Annotated in this window: 16 protein-coding genes; 4 read left to right on the forward strand and 12 right to left on the reverse strand. The window is 59.3% G+C overall.

Going from position 1 to position 16,751, the window contains the following annotated elements:
- Window positions 1-102 precede the first annotated feature (102 nt).
- The 3 genes from KUA23_RS01960 (at window position 103) to KUA23_RS01970 (ending at window position 1,917) form a co-directional block, all read left to right on the forward strand.
- Window positions 103-378: a polyhydroxyalkanoic acid system family protein gene (locus KUA23_RS01960; RefSeq protein WP_078046488.1), complete on the forward strand. Its 276-nt coding sequence runs from the start codon at window positions 103-105 to the stop codon at window positions 376-378.
- A 105-nt stretch (window positions 379-483) separates the two neighbouring features.
- Window positions 484-906: a phasin family protein gene (locus tag KUA23_RS01965; RefSeq protein WP_078046489.1), complete on the forward strand. Its 423-nt coding sequence runs from the start codon at window positions 484-486 to the stop codon at window positions 904-906.
- Between the two features lie 12 nt (window positions 907-918).
- Window positions 919-1,917: a phasin family protein gene (locus KUA23_RS01970; protein ID WP_100491680.1), complete on the forward strand. Its 999-nt coding sequence runs from the start codon at window positions 919-921 to the stop codon at window positions 1,915-1,917.
- An 82-nt stretch (window positions 1,918-1,999) separates the two neighbouring features.
- Here KUA23_RS01970 and KUA23_RS01975 read toward each other — a convergent pair whose 3' ends face one another.
- The 6 genes from KUA23_RS01975 to KUA23_RS02000 all read right to left on the reverse strand — a co-directional run bounded on the left by KUA23_RS01975 (window position 2,000) and on the right by KUA23_RS02000 (window position 8,438).
- Window positions 2,000-2,524, reverse strand: coding sequence for a fimbrial protein (locus tag KUA23_RS01975; protein WP_078046491.1), 525 nt, complete (start codon window positions 2,522-2,524; stop codon window positions 2,000-2,002).
- 18 nt (window positions 2,525-2,542) lie between these two features.
- Complete coding sequence (locus KUA23_RS01980) at window positions 2,543-3,499, reverse strand: fimbrial protein (protein WP_306428756.1); 957 nt, start codon at window positions 3,497-3,499, stop codon at window positions 2,543-2,545.
- Window positions 3,500-3,521: 22 nt separating this feature from the next.
- Window positions 3,522-6,086 (reverse strand): fimbria/pilus outer membrane usher protein, encoded by a 2,565-nt coding sequence (locus KUA23_RS01985; protein ID WP_252993374.1) that lies wholly within the window; start codon window positions 6,084-6,086, stop codon window positions 3,522-3,524.
- A gap of 127 nt (window positions 6,087-6,213) precedes the next feature.
- Complete coding sequence (locus KUA23_RS01990) at window positions 6,214-6,981, reverse strand: fimbrial biogenesis chaperone (protein WP_100491678.1); 768 nt, start codon at window positions 6,979-6,981, stop codon at window positions 6,214-6,216.
- Window positions 6,982-6,988: 7 nt separating this feature from the next.
- Window positions 6,989-7,762 carry a fimbrial biogenesis chaperone gene (locus KUA23_RS01995; RefSeq protein WP_078046494.1) on the reverse strand — a complete coding sequence of 258 codons (774 nt, stop codon included), beginning with the start codon at window positions 7,760-7,762 and terminating at the stop codon, window positions 6,989-6,991.
- A gap of 94 nt (window positions 7,763-7,856) precedes the next feature.
- The gene (locus KUA23_RS02000; protein WP_078046495.1) at window positions 7,857-8,438 is read right to left on the reverse strand and encodes a fimbrial protein; all 582 of its coding nucleotides are present in this window, start codon (window positions 8,436-8,438) and stop codon (window positions 7,857-7,859) included.
- A 343-nt stretch (window positions 8,439-8,781) separates the two neighbouring features.
- Here KUA23_RS02000 and KUA23_RS02005 point away from each other — a divergent pair, with 343 nt between their 5' ends.
- A complete protein-coding gene (locus tag KUA23_RS02005; RefSeq protein ID WP_223204490.1) occupies window positions 8,782-9,477 on the forward strand; it encodes a response regulator transcription factor in 696 nt (231 codons plus the stop codon).
- Window positions 9,478-9,514: 37 nt separating this feature from the next.
- Here KUA23_RS02005 and KUA23_RS02010 read toward each other — a convergent pair whose 3' ends face one another.
- The 6 genes from KUA23_RS02010 to hslU form a co-directional block, all read right to left on the reverse strand.
- A complete protein-coding gene (locus tag KUA23_RS02010; RefSeq protein WP_078046496.1) occupies window positions 9,515-10,135 on the reverse strand; it encodes a TetR/AcrR family transcriptional regulator in 621 nt (206 codons plus the stop codon).
- Window positions 10,136-10,162: 27 nt separating this feature from the next.
- Complete coding sequence (gene phaC, locus KUA23_RS02015; RefSeq protein WP_078046497.1) at window positions 10,163-11,845, reverse strand: class II poly(R)-hydroxyalkanoic acid synthase; 1,683 nt, start codon at window positions 11,843-11,845, stop codon at window positions 10,163-10,165.
- Window positions 11,846-11,934: 89 nt separating this feature from the next.
- Complete coding sequence (phaZ, locus tag KUA23_RS02020) at window positions 11,935-12,780, reverse strand: poly(3-hydroxyalkanoate) depolymerase (RefSeq protein ID WP_016979176.1); 846 nt, start codon at window positions 12,778-12,780, stop codon at window positions 11,935-11,937.
- A 165-nt stretch (window positions 12,781-12,945) separates the two neighbouring features.
- Window positions 12,946-14,625, reverse strand: a complete 1,680-nt coding sequence (gene phaC, locus KUA23_RS02025; RefSeq protein ID WP_100491677.1) for a class II poly(R)-hydroxyalkanoic acid synthase — start codon at window positions 14,623-14,625, stop codon at window positions 12,946-12,948.
- 249 nt (window positions 14,626-14,874) lie between these two features.
- Window positions 14,875-15,252 carry a gamma-butyrobetaine hydroxylase family protein gene (locus tag KUA23_RS02030; protein ID WP_252993375.1) on the reverse strand — a complete coding sequence of 126 codons (378 nt, stop codon included), beginning with the start codon at window positions 15,250-15,252 and terminating at the stop codon, window positions 14,875-14,877.
- Window positions 15,253-15,412: 160 nt separating this feature from the next.
- The gene (hslU, locus tag KUA23_RS02035; RefSeq protein ID WP_078046500.1) at window positions 15,413-16,750 is read right to left on the reverse strand and encodes an ATP-dependent protease ATPase subunit HslU; all 1,338 of its coding nucleotides are present in this window, start codon (window positions 16,748-16,750) and stop codon (window positions 15,413-15,415) included.
- Between the last annotated feature and the right edge of the window lies 1 nt (window position 16,751).

The following is a 16,751-nucleotide window of genomic DNA, read 5'->3' on the forward strand; positions in this document are numbered from 1 at the left end:
AGGCCTACTTTGTCTTGGCAAGGCTGAAGGTAAGATGGGCGGTCATCGAGACCTTTTGCCGCATCGAAGGTATCCAAGTCCCTATAAAGAGGAGTCATTGCAATGGCCCGTATAACCGTTGAGCGTGCACATTCCCTGGGTAAAGAAGGCGCACGGGCAAAGGCCGACAAGTTGGCGCACAAACTCAAGGAACAATATGGCCTGGAGCCGTCGTGGTCCGGCGATACCTTGAACCTCAAGCGTTCGGGGGTTAAAGGCACCGTCGTGGTGGCCGAAGATTCGCTGCGTATAGATGTGGAACTGGGGCTGTTGATGTCGGCCATGAGTGGCACCATCAAGTCCGAAATCGAAAAAGCCCTGGATAAGGCGTTGGCCTGACCGTTGTGTTCTTAGGGTGCCGATTCTAATTTTCCAGCCTACTTTGTGCCCAAGCCCTCAACTCCTGTGGGCCGTTCCTCCCCCCTATTCTGCGTGAGGTGCACCATGGCCAAAGTTATCCTAAAGAAAAAAATCGACGCCCCGACCACTACTCTGAGTGACGTTAAATCCTACGCCCGCAAGATCTGGCTGGCGGGTCTTGGTGCCTACGCCAAGGTTGGAAGCGAGGGCAGCGACTACTTCAAAGAGCTGGTTAAAACTGGTCAACATGTTGAAAGTAAAGGCAAAAAAGTTGCAGTTGAACAACTTGAGGCCGCCAACAGTCAGATTGATCAAGTAAAGAGTAATGTCTCCTCCGTCAAAGGTCTGGTAGAAGTTCAGCTGGATAAAGTTGAAAAAGCTTTTGATACTCGTGTTGCCAGTGCCTTGAATCGAATCGGCATTGCGTCTAAACATGACGTTGAGACACTCTCTGCTAAGCTCGAAGAGCTGACGACATTGCTAGAACGTGTCGCGCGTAAACACTAAGGAGACATCGGGATGGCTGTTAAAAAGACTACTCAGAAAGAAGGCAGCTCGTGGGTCGGGGAAGTTGAAAAATATTCCCGTAAGATCTGGCTTGCTGGTTTAGGCGTGTACTCGAAGGTTAGCAGTGACGGCGGCAAGTACTTCGAGACTTTGGTCAAGGACGGCGAGAAGGCCGAGAAGTTGACCAAAACCACGGTTGGTAAAAAAGTTGAAGCGGCCAAGGCAACTGCCGGTTCCGCCAAGTCGAGCATTTCTGACACCTGGGGCAAGTTGGAAGAAACTTTCGACAAGCGCCTTAACAGTGCCATTTCGCGACTGGGCGTGCCGAGCAAGGCTGAACTGAAGACGCTGCACAGCAAGGTCGATACCCTGACCAAGCAGATCGAAAAACTCACCGGCGCTAAAGTGGCTCCTGCGAAAACGGCTGCGGCCAAACCTGCTGCCAAGCCTGCCGCTAAAACCGCCGCCGCCAAACCTGCTGCCAAAACAGCAGCCAAGCCTCTGGTAAAAGCGGCTGCCAAGCCGGCTTCCAAACCTGCGGCCAAGGCGCCCGCCAAAGCAACTGCTAAACCAGCCGCCAAAACTGCAGCTGCCAAGCCGGCCGCCAAGACTGCTGCCAAACCCGTCGCGGCTAAAGCGGCTGCCAAGCCTGCTGCTAAGCCAGCGGCTAAACCCGCAGCCAAGGCCGCCGCCAAACCGGCTGCCAAGCCAGCGGCCAAAACCGCAGCTGCAAAACCTGCTGCCAAACCGGCCGCTGCGAAACCTGCAGCCAAGCCGGCTGCGGCGAAACCGGCCGCCAAGCCTGCCGCAGCCAAGCCTGCGGCAAAACCAGCCGCAGCCAAGAAACCAGCGGTCGCGAAAAAACCAGCAGCACCCAAGCCTGCTGTTGCGGCCAAGCCGGCGACTCCGGCGCCAACCGCTTCCACAGCCAACTCGGTATCCGCACCGACCCCTGCTGCTGTGACCCCGACTGCAACGCCGGCAAACCCGACGCCATCCAGTCAGTCCTGATTATTTCCAGGACGCAAAAAAATGCCCGGCCTGTTAAAGGTCGGGCTTTTTTGTGCTCGCAGCGCCGCCGGTCAGGCTGTCGTCAGTTGTAAGTGATGGAAACCGTAATGGCACTGGCCAGGGTGCCCTGGGTCACTGCGCCCGTTTTATAGTAGGCCGCACTGAGCGGTATGGTCGCCTTATTGCCGGTTGTTGTAACCGTGCGGCTGCGCTGAGCGACGGTGCCGTTCGCTGGGATGGCGTATAGGGGTGTTGAACGATGCAGCAGCCAAAGGGCCGTCCCCGCCGAGGTGCCCGTGTTGGAAAATAGTGCCCCGTTTACTACGGACGGTGTTCCCGTGAAGAGGAAAATCACATTGCGGATGTCTGATTCGCAATCGGCAGAGAGCTCGAAGTCCAGCACCCCTGCGCTGGGGCTTGCATCAAAATCCGAGATCTTGATGGGGGGCAGCGAAATAGTGCGGTTCTCGTCACCAGCTGCCAGGTTGCAGGTGCCGGCATTGACCTGGCCGGTAAAGCGCAAAGTGCCTGTTGTCGCAGCGTGGGCTTGCGTGGCCGCGAGGCCGACAGTGGTTGCGAGTAAGAAAGACACGGCTCGTAGGTTCATCAATGACTCCTCAGGGTTTTAGTTATAGGTGATGTTGACGGTGGCGGTACTGGCGAGCGTGCCTTGGCCGACCGTACCGTTTTTGTGATAGGCCGCGCTGAGCGGTAAGACTGCGCGATTGCCGGAAACGGCAACGTTGCGGATGTTATTGGCATTCGGAGAAATGGTTTGCTGGACCCCGTTGATGCGCGATCCCAACCACAGGGCTACCCCGCTTGCCGTGCCCGTGTTGGCGAAGAGCACGTTGTTCCCGGGCGCAGGGGTGCCGCTGAAACGAAAGGTGACGTTGGTGGCGTTTGTACAGTTAGCGGTCAGTTCGAAGTTCAGCATGCCGGCATAGTCGATGTCTCTGAGGTCGCTGACTTTTATCGGGGTGAGGGGGATCGTGCGGTTGACGTCGCCGGCAGCCAGGTCGCAGGTGGCAGCCGGCCTGACGAAGCGCACCCGGCTACCGAGCTGCAGGCTGAAGCGCTGTGTGACGCCAGCAATTCTCCTGCTCCAGAAGTATCCGCTGGGCACTGTTCCGTCTGTGACTGGCCCGATTTTGTAGAAGCTCGCCTCCGCTGAAGTGAAGCTGGGCACCTTCCCGTACAGCGGTGTGGGGCCTTGGTTGAACAATGAAAAGGCAGCGGGCCCTCCGCCGCCCGCCCATCTCATTGTGATGCGTACGCCAACGCCTGGCGCCTCGGTGGGGTAGGAGCGGGTCACCGGATCTGTTCCCATCGGATATCGCCCGTCGATCCAGCTCGCGATAGACACGGTGCAATTGGCAAAATACTCGGGGGCCGAACCGTTGAATGCCTGGCGATGAATGAGGCTTCCGACGGGTAGGCTGTCGGGCACGGTAATGGTCGCCGGCAAGTTCAGGATGAAGGTATCGCTCTGGTACCTGTCGCACGGCGCCGCTTGAGCAACGGTCGGCACGCACAGGGCAAGCAGAGGAAAAACTAATTTCATGGCGTATTTCATGGTCATTCCCGTACTCATCAATGGGGCGTCAGCCGTTGCTATTGGGTTGGCAGGTGCCAGCATCCAGATGGCGCAAACGCTGGCGAGCATCACCTTTCGATAGGGCGTCCACGGCGTACATCAGTCGACAAGAAGCAGCGGCCTCAGGCCCCCACTTGACGGTCAGCAGCCCCTGCGCGCGTGCCACGCGCACGAATGCTTTACCGCCCTGCCCGACAATGCCGACACTGGCGCCCTCTTCGTCGAACACATCCGAACCGAAGGGCAGGGGGCTGCCATCCTCCCGCAGCGCAGTCACCAGTAACGCCTGGCCGCTGACGGTCTCGAATTGCAGCTTCACTACGGAGCCTGCACGCGGTGCGACGTTTTGCGCGGCGGTCTTGAGTTCTACGTCGACGGACAGGTCCTTGGGGTCCAACTCCACCGCGTTCTGGCGATACGGCGTGAGGTGGGGCACCACGGCAAAGCCATTCTTGCCGACCTGGGCGCCGTGGTTGCCATTGACCCGCGCACCTTGTGCATCGGGCGCTTGCACGATGCCAATGGTGTCGCCCAGTTCGGGCGCAAAGGTGATGCCATCGGCATGGGCGACGATGCCGCCGGTCACGCCCAGGGACAACGCTCGGTAGGTGTTGCTTTGCCCGAACCCTGCGGAGACCACGCCACTGCTGGCCTGGTACTTCGCATCGGCATTCGTGGCGCTGCCGCCACCCTGAACCCGGCTGGCGCCTACGCCGTAGCTGAGTTCGTTGCGTTCGCCCAGGGTGCCGCCAAGGTTCACGCGTTCACCGCTGCTTTGATTGCCGCGAAAGGCAGTGGTGGTCAGGGTCGGTGAACGTGCGCCGGTGCCGAGCGGCAAACTCAGGGTCAGTTCTATTTGCTTGTCGACCCGTTCACTGAGCAGGTCCTTGGTGCGCTGGGCGCTGAGGGTGTAGTGAAGGCTTTTCCAGCTTCCGGCGTAACCCGTGGTAAAGGTCAGGTTGCCGCTGTTGCGGTTCCAGTAGTTCTGCGAGGAGCCGGTCAGGTACACCGAACCCTTGCCCAGGCTTTGGTTGAGGCTGATATCCATTCGGTCGCGCAGGCGCGACACGTTGTCCACGTTGAGGCCGGCGATGGCGAGGTCGCGTACCCGGGCGGCGTCGGCCACGCCCAGGAAGCCTTCCGTGGAGTAGCGGTAGGCACCCAGGGCAAAGTAGGTGCCGGTCTCGGTGAAGTTCTTGCTGTAGCGCAGTTGCAGGCTTTGGCCATCCCGGGTGCTGTGCCTCGGAATGTTGGCTTTTGAGTTGGTCAGGTCCAGCGACAGCGCACCCAGCGAGGTGTTGAATGCCAAGCCCAGCAAGCGCGACTGATAGTCATCGCCGACTACGACACCGCCATAGCCGGTCAACAGGTTGTTCAAGCCGTGCTGGTAAGTGCCTTGCATCAGCTTGGGCGGGTGACGCAGGCCGATTTCATCTAGCTGGCCAACACTCACGGAATAACGACTATGGCCTGCACGCAGCAGGTTGGCATTGGCGGCGAACGGCACGATGAACTCACGCTGGCGGCCATCGGCCTCGGTGACGGTCACGGTCAGGTCGCCGCCGTACCCGGTGGGAAACAGGTCGTTGAGCACAAACGGTCCGGGTGCGACCGAGACTTCATCCAATAGCACGCCGCGTTGGCGCACCGTGACCCGGGCATTGGTTTCGGCGATGCCACGGACAACGGGCGCGAAACCGGTCTGGGAATCCGGCAGCATCCGGTCATCACTGAACAGGCTGGCCCCACGCAGGCGCACGCTGTCGAACAGCTCGCCCGAGGTGAAGATCTCCCCCATCATCAGTTGTGATTGCAGTGGGCTCAGCTCACGTTGCACATAGGTGGAGCTGCTTTGATAGCCCGACGCGTTATCTGTGCGGCTGAAGCTGCCGCTGTGCCGCCAGTGCCAGTCGCCCAGGTTAAGCCCGGTGTTAAGGCCCAGGTAATGGGAGTTGAGCGTGCGGCCATTGGTACGGGTCGAGAACGTGTTGGCGTTGTAGCGCACGAACGCGGCGTCGACACCGCCGTCCCAATGCTTGGGGTCGACATAACCGCGTGCCTTGCGTGCCAGGTAAATCTGCGGGACTTGCAGCGTCAGGCGGTTTTCACCTGAGTCGAACTGGCTGCTACTGCCCGGCAGGTAGGTGGAAATTTCATGGCAACTGGCAAACTCGGCGGCCGGCGCCTGGCCTGGTTCGAGCGGCTGATTCTGCGGCGCGTCCAGGTCGATGCCGAACCTGAGCAGTGCGTCACGCTCCAGGCAAAGCTGCGCAGAGTTTTGCCCTTCGACCGCAACGAACGACAGGGTCTCGCGCCCGATCCACTGGCCATTGAGATAGACATCGGTGCGGTAGCTGCCGGGCAGCACCACATTGCCCTGGCTGAATTTCGAAATATCCACCTGCTGGCCACCCGCACCGTCCGGGAAAAAGGCGGGGTTGAACTCGACGTTCTCGTCGGCGTAGGCGCCCATGGCAGGTGCGCCGGCCAACAGCAGGCAACGCACTGTACGCGTTAATCGATAACATGCCAGGGGCCAGTGGCGGATGCTGGCGGGCGTGTTCAAACTCATGTTTACCATTCCAAAAAAACCAGGGGGGCCGAATTCGGGCCAGGGGATTCCCTGCCCTCAAAAATGGGCATCAACCGAACGTGTGATTAGGTGAAGAGCGGCCGTTGCAGTCAGGGCGTCTAGAGAGTCATGACGAGACCTTGGCGCTGTGGGAGACCTTTACGCCGAAGTCGTCCAGTGTCTGGAACTCCACCGTGGTTGTGCCGTCGTGAGGTGCTTTGAAGCCGGGCAGTTCAAAGCGGTTGCGACCTCCCGGTATCACCATGTTTTCCGCGTTTGACGTGGCGGGCTTGCGGGCATGACGTTGCTGTGACGCCAACACCTCGATCTGCTCGAACGTCACGTGGTAAGGGGTCGGGTTGTGGACTTCCAGAACCTGGCCCTGCTCGGTGGTCTCGCGGCGCCATTGCAGTTTTCCAGGAGCCGCATCGACCCCATAAGGCAGGTTGGGTGGGCGAACAAACAACTTGATCCGAGAGCGGAAGGCCAGTTGCAACTGGTTGCCCTGTTGGGAACCCTGGGATTGAGCCGGCACTTCCAGCAGGTTGAACCAGAACAGGCTTTCCTGCGCCGACGGCAATGCCTCTCCGGTATACGCCAGGCGTACCACCTGTTGTTTGCCTGGCTCCATGCGAAAAATTGGCGGCGTGGAGATAAACGGAATTCCTGCGAGGTCTGGCGTCGAGTGTTCGTCGCCGCTGTCCAGCCACGTCTGCACCAGCACCGGTGCCTGGTTCTTGCTTTCCAGCCTGACCGTTACCTCTTTGTCGTTCTGCGGGTAGATGATCCGCGTGTTGTTGATGATAACGCTGGCGTGTGCTGCGGCACTGGCGATCAGTGCAAACAGCAATGTCAGAAGCCTGGCTGGCCAAAAGGCAAAGGAGCGCGCATTCATGGGGTCATCACCTGGCTGCCGAAGGGGTAAGGCTTGCCGAGTGGCGCACACGAGCGCCGAAGTCGGTAACCGTGGTGAACTCGACTTCAGGCGCGCCCTCGGGACGATTGCGCAGCAGCGGCAGCACAAAGCGTTTTACGTCGCCGGCGGGCATCAGCAGGCTGTCATTGGCTTGCGTGTTCGGCGCTTTACTGAAGCGTTTACCGTTGCTCAGCAAGTCAACGGCGGTGAGGGAAATATGGTACGGCGTCGGGTTGGTCACCTGCAGCGCAAAACCCTGGCCACTGTCGACCAGTTTCCATTCCAGCTTCGAAGGGGCGCTGCCTACCGGATAGGGCAATGCCTGGGGGCGCAGGAACACGCGCAATCGGGTGCGAAATGCCAGTTCGAGGTTGTTCTGCTCGGCATTGTTTGCGCTGGGTGGAATCTCCAGCACGTTGAGCCAGTACAGGCTTTCGCGATCAGACGGGGAAGGCTTACCGGAGTAGAACAAGCGCACGGCCTGTTGCTGATGCGGTTCCATGCGAAAGATCGGCGGTGAAAGGGTAAACGGCGTCTGCGCGGTGGCCGGTGTGGAATTCAGGTCGCCTGTATCCAGCCAGGTCTGCACCAGCGACGGGCGATCGCCCTTGTTTTCCAGGCGCACGACCACTTCTTGCTGCTCGGCTGGGAAGATCACGCGGGTGCCATAAATGATGACACCTGCCTGGGCGCTATTTGTTTGCAGCGACAGCAGCCCAAAAACACAGAAGGCAAGCGCGAGGCGGGCCATTGTTTTCATAGTGTCGAAGTTCTCTTTGAATCTGGGGAAGGACCTGCCCAACGGCTGCAGGTCCGCTACATACAAGGCGTGCGGATGCTCGGCCTCTTGCCCCTTAGTCGGCGTACACAACCATGAAGCCCACACGCGTTTTGACGGCACCTTCAGTCGCGGCGCCGCTGGCGTACATTTGTGCAGCCAGTGGGATCACGGCCTGGTTGTCGGCGATCACTACGCCTTCCGATTTTTCGGTGTAAACGTGAATCGGGGTGCCATCACGGTTGGTCACTTCAACCTGTACGTTCTTGGCGTTGGTGGTGTCGGATGGGTCGTTGTAGCCGTCGATATTCAAGCGTCCGGTCGCTACATCGATGGCGGGGCTGGTGGGGTCGAACGCCACCATGGCCGTGCGGCCGTTGGTGCATGCGCCTTCGCCGGGCGCACCAATGCGAATGGAGAAGCCGGTCAGGTTGGCGCGGTCGCCAGGGTTTTGCAGGCGTGAAGCGGATACACCGCCGAGGTTGACGTCCTTGACCACTGCACCGGTACCTGGCGCCGAGCCTTCGATGGTGCAGGTCACATCATTCACCAGCCCGGTGAAATTGATGGTGCCGTCATTGGCCGCGTGTGCGCTTTGCGAAATAGCAGTGACCAAGGCAACGGCTGCTGCGAGGGTAGAGAGAGCATTGAGGTTCATAATAGTCCCGAACATGAAGTGTTTATGTAATCCGCCAACGGGTGTTAAACCCGATATCTGTGGGTGATTCATTGCGGCAATTGGCGGAACCCAATCATTGTTCGGGGGGGAACTATTGCCTATAGAGAAGTAACGAAATTGCGTTAGAGATTGTTCGAAATTTTATATTTTTACTCCAATTAATTGCATTGACTTGACGTGTGGGTAATGGCTGTAAGATATTTCTGTAAGAACAGTCCTTATTATTGCTATTGATTGATCCTGATGTTCGGCTGGGATATACCGTGACCGTGATGATTAGGAAGTTTTCTAATAAGTGGTATTGACGAGGACGGATTATTCGATGCGTACTTTAATGTCCAAAACGCATTCCATCATGTTGCTTGATGATCATGAAATGGTTCGACAGGGGATCGAGTTGGGCCTGAGTAACGAGGCCGATCTCGAGGTGGTGGGCTCGTTCGGCACCGGCAGGGAGTTATTGGAGGCGCTGGCCGCTCAGCCTGTAGAGGTTATCATCATGGACTTTACATTGGGGCCTACGGAGCTTGATGGCCTCAGTTTGATCCGGGCAGTGAGTCGACGTTTCAAGCAGTCCAGGCCCGTCGTCTTATCGTCCCACTGCACGCCCGCAACGGTCTCGATGGCATTAAAGGCTGGATGCTGGGGTGTTGTAGGCAAGACCCAGAAGTTGGCAGAGTTGATCATGGCCGTTCGAACGGTCGCACAAGGATATATTTACTTGCAGCCGGGTATGCTGTCAGTAGAGCAAGGCAGGCAATCTATTCTGGAGTGGGTGAACTTTAAGTCGAATCTGGAAGTATCTGCCGCATTAAGGCCGAACGCTTGCCTGACACCCAAAGAGCAAGAGGTGTTGCGTTGTTTTCTTGATGGTATGTCGGTGAGTTCTATTGCAATAAAGTTTTCGCGCAGCACCAGTACGATCAGCACGCAAAAACAGTCGGCGTATCGCAAGTTGGGCATCCGGACTGACAGTGAACTTTTCAAGTTCACTCGACAATTCGGAAAGCCTGAATAGTATAGTCGCCGTACGATAATGGCCTGAGGGTTATACGCTAAGTTGGGTTGTCGAGGTAACGCAGCGCCAGTCGCTCGGTCACCTGTTGCACCGGCGGCAACAGATGCGGCGCTACCAGCATCATGATCTGGTAGACCACGACCTGCACTTCACTTTCGCGATCGAGAATCCGTTGGTAGTCCAGTGAAAACAGCAGGGTCATGGTGATCTGTTCCACTAACTGCCCCAGTGCCTGGGTACTGCTGACCAGTTGGCCCGCTGCCTTCAGCCGTGCCAGCAAAGAGGCCAGGGTACGTTTGAGCGCCGTCAGCAGGTTGCGAATGCCCTTGGCCAGCTTCGGCAAGCGACCCGCCAGGTTCGAGAGGTCCTGGAACAGAAACCGGTAATGCGCCATGCGCTCGACGATCAGGTGCAGGAACAGCCAGTAGTCCTCGGCTTCCAGTTGCGCGTCGGCCGGTGGATCAAGCAGGGGCGCCAGCTCATTCTGAAAGCGCTCGAACAAGCCGAGTACCAGCGGTTCCTTGCCATGGAAGTGGTAGTAGAGGTTGCCGGGGCTGATCCCCATTTCATTGGCCACCTCCATGGTCGACACGTTCGGTTCGCCCTTGTGGTTGAACAACTGCAGGGCACATTCAAGGATACGGTCGCGCGTCTTCATCCAGTCTTCTTAATGTGATCGTTGAGCTCAGCGCACGCGCACGTAAGTGCCCGGCGCCGCTTCCATCGGTGGGTAGTTCTGGTTGCCCAGGGCGGTGAGGGTTTCGCGTTGCACGCCAGATCGCTGCTGGATCCACTCCAGCCACTGCGGCCACCAGCTGCCTTCGACGTGGTTGGCGTCGTAATACCAGGCGCGTGGGTCGCTGCTCAGCTTGGGATTCTCGACATAGTTGGCCTTGGGGTTGCCCGGCGGGTTGAGGATGCTCTGGATATGCCCGCTGTTGGACAGCACGAAGCGCCGTTCGCCGCCGAGCAATTGGGTGGAGCGGTACACCGCATCCCACGGCGTGATGTGGTCGTTGATACCGGCCACGCTGAAACTGTCCACGGTGACCTTTTGCAAATCGATGGGCGTGCCGCAGACCTCCAGGCCGCCGGGATGGCTGAGCGGGTTGTGCTTGAAGAAGTCCAGCAGGTCGCCATGCAGCGCGGCGGGCAGGCGTGTGTTGTCGTTGTTCCAGTACAGGATGTCGAAGGCCGGCGGTTCCTTGCCCAGCAGGTAGTTGTTGATCCAGTAGTTCCAGATCAGGTCATTGGGCCGCATCCAGGCGAATACCTTGGCCATGTCGCGACCGTCGAGCACGCCTTGCTGGTAGGAGCGGCGCTTGGCGGCTTCCAGGGTCTGTTCGTCGGCGAACAGCGTGGCGGGGCTGTCGATCTGGCTGTCCAGCAGGCTCACCAGGTAACTGGCACTGGAGATGCGTCGCAACTGGCGCTTGGCTTGCAGGTGGCCTTGCAACGCGGCGATGGTCAGGCCGCCGGCGCAAGCGCCCATCAGGTTGACCTCGCGGGCACCGGTGATCGCGCGGCACACGTTGAGCGCTTCCTCCAGCGCAGCCACATAGGTGGAGAGGCCCCATTCGCGATGGCGCACATCTGGGTTGCGCCAACTGACCATGAACGTTTGCAGGCCGTTCTTGAGGGCGTATTGCACAAAGCTGTTGGCCGGGCTCAGGTCGAAAATGTAGTACTTGTTGATTTGCGGCGGCACGATCAGCAGCGGCTTGGCGTACTGTTTTTCGCTCATGGGCTTGTACTGGATCAGCTCCAGCAGCTCATTGCGAAACACCACCGAGCCCGGCGTGGTGGCTACGGTTTTGCCGACCTCGAACGCGTGCTTGCTGACCTGGCGTGGCAGGCCATTGTTGTGCAGCAAATCTTCGAACAGGTTGCTGACGCCGCGCACCACGCTGTTGCCACCGGAGTTGAGCAGCTCCTTGATCGCCAAGGGATTGAGCAAGGTATTGGAGGGGGAGACGGCATCATTGAGCAGGGCGAAGGCAAAATGTGCACGGGCCCGGTCGTCGGCGCTCATCGCGCTGTCATCGATCCAGTGACGCGTTTGTTTCTGCCAGCTCAGATAGGCTTGCAGGCTGCGACGGTATAGCGGGTTGAGCGCCCAGGTCGGGTCGCTGAAGCGGCTGTCGTTGGGGTTGGGCGCATGCACGGTTTCACCCAGCAGCACGCGACCCAGCTGGCCGCCCAAGGCCATGGCATGGCGGGCGGTATGCAAGGGGTTGCGCAAGCCGTGGGCGGCGACGCTGCGCAGGGTCGACAGCAAGTCCCGGCCGCGCAGGCCGGTGATTGCATTTTGCGCATTGATGAACGCGGCAGGGGTGGGGGCCGGGTTCGTCACGGGTCTTTCTCGCATGAGCCAACACTCCTTCGTCAAGCCATCAAACAGGCACGCCAATTCAGAACCATAGTCGGTTCCTGGCAAGTTGCGCGGCGGTGCAGTCCTTACACGGCCGGTCGCGGATGAATCACCGCGCGCATGCGCTCCTCTTCGAGAAACTTCATGATGATCGGCGCCACGGCTTCGGCCCGGGTGATCAGGAACAAGTGGCCGTCATCGATGATGTGCAACTGTGCATTGGGAATGCGCCAGGCGAGCATGCGCATGTTGATCAGCGGGATCAGCGGGTCGTCGTCGCCGGCCAACACCAGGGTGGGTTGGCGGATCTTGTGCAGCCAGTGGATGCTGGTCCAGCCCAGCCCGGCGAATAGCTGCCAGTAATAACCGAGCTTGCCAGCCGAGCGCACTTTGCTCGCGTGTTCGGCGGCCAGTTTCGAGTCGCGGCGGAACGAGCCGCCGTAGATCATCGGCGCGATGCGCACCACGTGGGACGGTTGAATATAGCGGCGCGGGCTGGCCATCAGCCAAAGCACCTTGGGCTTGCCCGGCACCATCACCGCCCCCGCTGCCGTGGCAGCCAGGATCAGCTTCTTGCAACGTTCCGGGTAATCGTAGGCAAACTGCTGCGCCAACGCGCCGCCCCAGGACACGCCCACCGCATTTACCTGGCCATAGTCCAGGTAATCGAGCATGCGTGCGGTCAGTTTGGCCAGGCCGGGAAAGCGGTAGGGCCGGTTTGGCGTGGATGAACCGCCCACGCCGGGTACATCGAAGGCGATCACTTCCAGGTCCGGGTCCAGTGCCTGGACGAACGGAAACACCAGCTCAAGGTTGGCGCCGATGCCGTTGAAGATCAGCAGCGGCGTCAAGTGAGGCTTGCCCGGGCGCACCGCCGTGCGGATGGTCTGGCCATCCAGGTCGATGGTACGAAAGATGAACGGTTGCGGCATGGGAAAGCCCTGTCAGGTGGTGCGTAAGTCTTATGGGCGATGCGATCCATGTGGGAGCTGGCTTGCCTGCGATGGCATTCTTTCCGCCAGCCCATCAACAACTGACTCGCCGCTATCGCAGGCAAGCCAGCTCCCACAGTGACTGCATTTCAACCAACCATCTGCTTATCGTTCATGTACATAAGTGCCCGGCGCGGCTTCTGCCGCTGCATAGGTTTTGTTACCCAAACTTGTCGGCGCCTTCTTCAACTTACCCGCCCGCTCCGCCTGCCACACCTGCCAATGCAGCCACCATGAATCGGTGTGCTTGGTGGCATTCTCCTGCCAGTCCAGCGGTTTCGCCGTCAGGCTGTCGCTGGTCTGGTAGCGTGCCTTGGGGTTGCCCGGCGGGTTGAGGATGCTCTGGATATGCCCGCTGCTGGACAGCACGAACTCAACCTTGCCACCAAACAGCTGCGCTGACTTGTAGCAAGACTGCCACGGCGTGATGTGGTCGTTGGTACCGGCCAGTGAGTAAATATCAGCGGTGACCTGCTTGAGGTCGATCGGCGTGCCGCACACTTCCAGGGCGTTGGCGCGCACCAGTGGGTTGTTTTTGAACAGTTCGATCAGGTCGCCGTGGAAGGCTGCGGGCAAGCGGGTGGTGTCGTTGTTCCAGAACAGGATGTCGAACACCGGCGGCTCGTTGCCAAGCAGGTAGTTGTTCACCCAGTAGTTCCAGATCAGGTCGTTGGGGCGCATCCAGGCGAACACCTTGGCCATGTCGCGGCCTTCCAGTACGCCGGCCTGGTAGGAATGGCGCTTGGCGGCTTCCAGGGTTTGCTCGTCGACGAACAGCGCCACCTGAGTGTCCAGAGTGGTGTCCAGCACGCTCACCAACAGGGTCAGGGCGTTGACCTTCTTCTCCCCCAGCGCCGCGTAGTGGCCGAGCAGTGCCGTACAGGTGATGCCGCCGGAACAGGCGCCGAGCATATTCACATCTTTGCTGCCGGTAATCGCCGTGACCACATCCACCGCTTCCTTGAGCGCTTCGATATAGGTCGACAGGCCCCATTCGCGCTGGGCCTTGGTCGGGTTGCGCCAACTGACGATAAAAGTTTGCTGGTTATTGCGCAGGCAGAAGCGCGCCAGGCTCTTCTCCGGGCTCAGGTCGAATACATAGAATTTGTTGATCTGCGGCGGCACCACCAGCAGCGGGCGTTCGTGCACCTGTTCGGTGATCGGCTTGTACTGGATCAGCTCCAGTACGTCATTGCGAAACACCACCGCGCCTTCGGTGGTGCCCAGGGTCTTGCCCACTTCAAAGGCGCCCATGTTGACCTGGCTCGGCATGCCGCCGTTGTGCACCATGTCCTTGGCCAGGTGGGACAGTCCATCGAGCAGGCTCTTGCCGCCGGTCTCGAAGAAGCGTTTGACCGCCGCCGGGTTGGCCGCGCTGTTGGTGGGGGCCATGGCTTCGGTCATCAGGTTGATCACGAAGTGGCCGCGGCTGATGTCCTGTTCCGACAGATTGCTGTCACCGATCCAGTCGTGCAGTTCCTTGCGCCACGCCAGGTAGGTTTGCAGATAACGTTTGTAGAGCGGGTTCTGGCTCCAGGCCGGGTCACTGAAGCGGCGGTCGTCGCTTTCGGGCACCAGCGCCGACTTGCCGAACATCACGTTCTTGAGTTCGACGCCAAAGTGGGCGACGTGCTTGACGCTGTGCAACGGTTGCTTGATGGCTTGGGTCAGCACCATCTTCGCCGAGGCGAGTAAATCCTTTTTGCGTAACGCGATGATCGGGTTGAGCCCCAGGGTGTTTTCCGAGGCCTGGCGTTTCAAGTCATCGTTGTTCTTGTTACTCATCTACGACGCTCCATTGTCCGAAAGACGAGTACCGGGTACCGCTGCGCACCAAGTTTCGATACACAACACAAGCCTGGTACTGCGACTCGGGTGACCGTTGATACCGCATCGTCAAATGCAGGGAACTTGCCAGTTCCATTGGTTACCCGAGTTTAATTTTTTTCGCAAGCAGGCCAATCGTTGGCCACAAGAGAAGGCATTCAAGCAGATGAAATTAGAAAATGCCCTCTAAAGAGCGAGAGGCCTGGGCTAGAGCATCAGCCGTACGACCGACTGATCCGGATCGCGGGTTTTGCCGGCTGCTTTCAGTTCAGCCAGATAATCGGCCCACAACGCGTCCTGACGCACGGCCAGTTGGTAGAGGTAGTCCCAGGTGAACAGTCCGCTGTCATGGCCGTCGTCGAAGGTCAATTTCAGTGCGTACTGGCCGGCGGCTTCTACCTTGATCAACTTCACGTTGAGCTTGCCGAATTGCAGGATGGGTTTGCCATGCCCCTGGACCTCGGCGGAAGGCGAGTGGGTGCGCAGCAGTTCGGCGGGGAGTTGGTACACCTCGTCGGGCCCGTAGGTGAGGCCGAGGGTGTTGGAGGTTTTGTGCAGGTTTACAGCCGTGGGAAATTTCGACATTGGAGAACCGCCCAGAAATAGTCCTGAAGGAACCGGCTTCAAACTGTGGGAGCGGGCTTGCTCGCGAATGCGGTGTGCCAGTCAGCACATCTGTTACTGATACATCGCATTCGCGAGCAAGCCCGCTCCCACCATAAAGCAAAGCGGTCCTGCGTGAGGCTTACAGGATATAACGAGACAGGTCTTCGTTCTGCGCCAACTCGCCCAAGTGGCTGTTGACGTAACCCGCATCGATCTTGATTACTTCGCCATTTTGCGCACCGGCCAGGTCGCCGGCACTGAAGGACACTTCTTCCAGCAAACGCTCCAGCAAGGTGTGCAAACGACGGGCTCCGATGTTCTCGGTCTTCTCGTTGACCTGCCAGGCGATCTCCGCCAAGCGCTTGATGCCGTCGGGCTGGAACTCGATGCCCAGGCCTTCGGTTTTCAGCAACTCACGGTACTGCTCGGTGAGCGACGCGTGCGGTTCACTGAGGATGCGCTCAAAGTCGCCCGGGGTCAGCGCCTTGAGCTCCACGCGAATCGGCAGGCGGCCTTGCAGCTCCGGCACCAAGTCGCTTGGCTTGCTCAGGTGGAATGCACCGGAGGCGATAAACAGGATGTGGTCGGTCTTGACCATGCCCAACTTGGTGTTCACGGTGCAGCCCTCGATCAGCGGCAGCAGGTCGCGCTGCACGCCTTCACGGGATACATCCACACCGCCGGAGTTACCGCGCTTGGCCACCTTGTCGATTTCGTCGATAAACACGATGCCGTGCTGCTCGACCGCTTCCAGGGCCTTGGCCTTGAGTTCTTCCTCATTCACCAGGCGCCCGGCTTCTTCGTCGCGCACCAGTTTCAGCGCTTCCTTCACCTTGAGCTTGCGGCTTTTCTTCTTGCCCTTGCCCATGTTGGCGAACAGGTTCTGCAACTGGCTGGTCATTTCTTCCATGCCAGGCGGAGCAGAGATGTCGACGCCGGAGACTTCGGCGACTTCGATCTCGATTTCCTTGTCGTCCAGCTGGCCTTCACGCAGGCGCTTGCGGAACAGCTGGCGGGTGTTGGAGTCCGAGGCCGGTGCGGCGTCTTCGTTGAAGCCCATGCGTGCCGGTGGCAGCAGGGCATCGAGGATACGTTCTTCGGCGGCGTCTTCGGCGCGGTGGCTGACCTTGGTCATTTCCTGTTCGCGCAGCAGCTTCAGGGCAGCATCGGCCAGGTCACGAATGATCGACTCGACGTCGCGGCCCACGTAGCCCACTTCGGTGAACTTGGTGGCTTCGACCTTGATAAACGGCGCGTTGGCCAGCTTGGCCAGGCGACGGGCGATCTCGGTTTTACCGACGCCGGTCGGGCCAATCATCAGGATGTTCTTCGGCGTTACTTCAACGCGCAATTCTTCGGGCAGTTGCATCCGGCGCCAGCGGTTACGCAGCGCAATGGCAACGGCGCGCTTGGCATCGTCCTGGCCGATGATATGGCGGTTGAGTTCATGGACGATTTCGCGGGGAGTCATGGACATA

Origin of the sequence: Pseudomonas pergaminensis, from assembly GCF_024112395.2 — a bacterium.
In the GTDB taxonomy this organism is placed as follows: Bacteria; Pseudomonadota; Gammaproteobacteria; order Pseudomonadales; family Pseudomonadaceae; genus Aquipseudomonas; species Aquipseudomonas pergaminensis.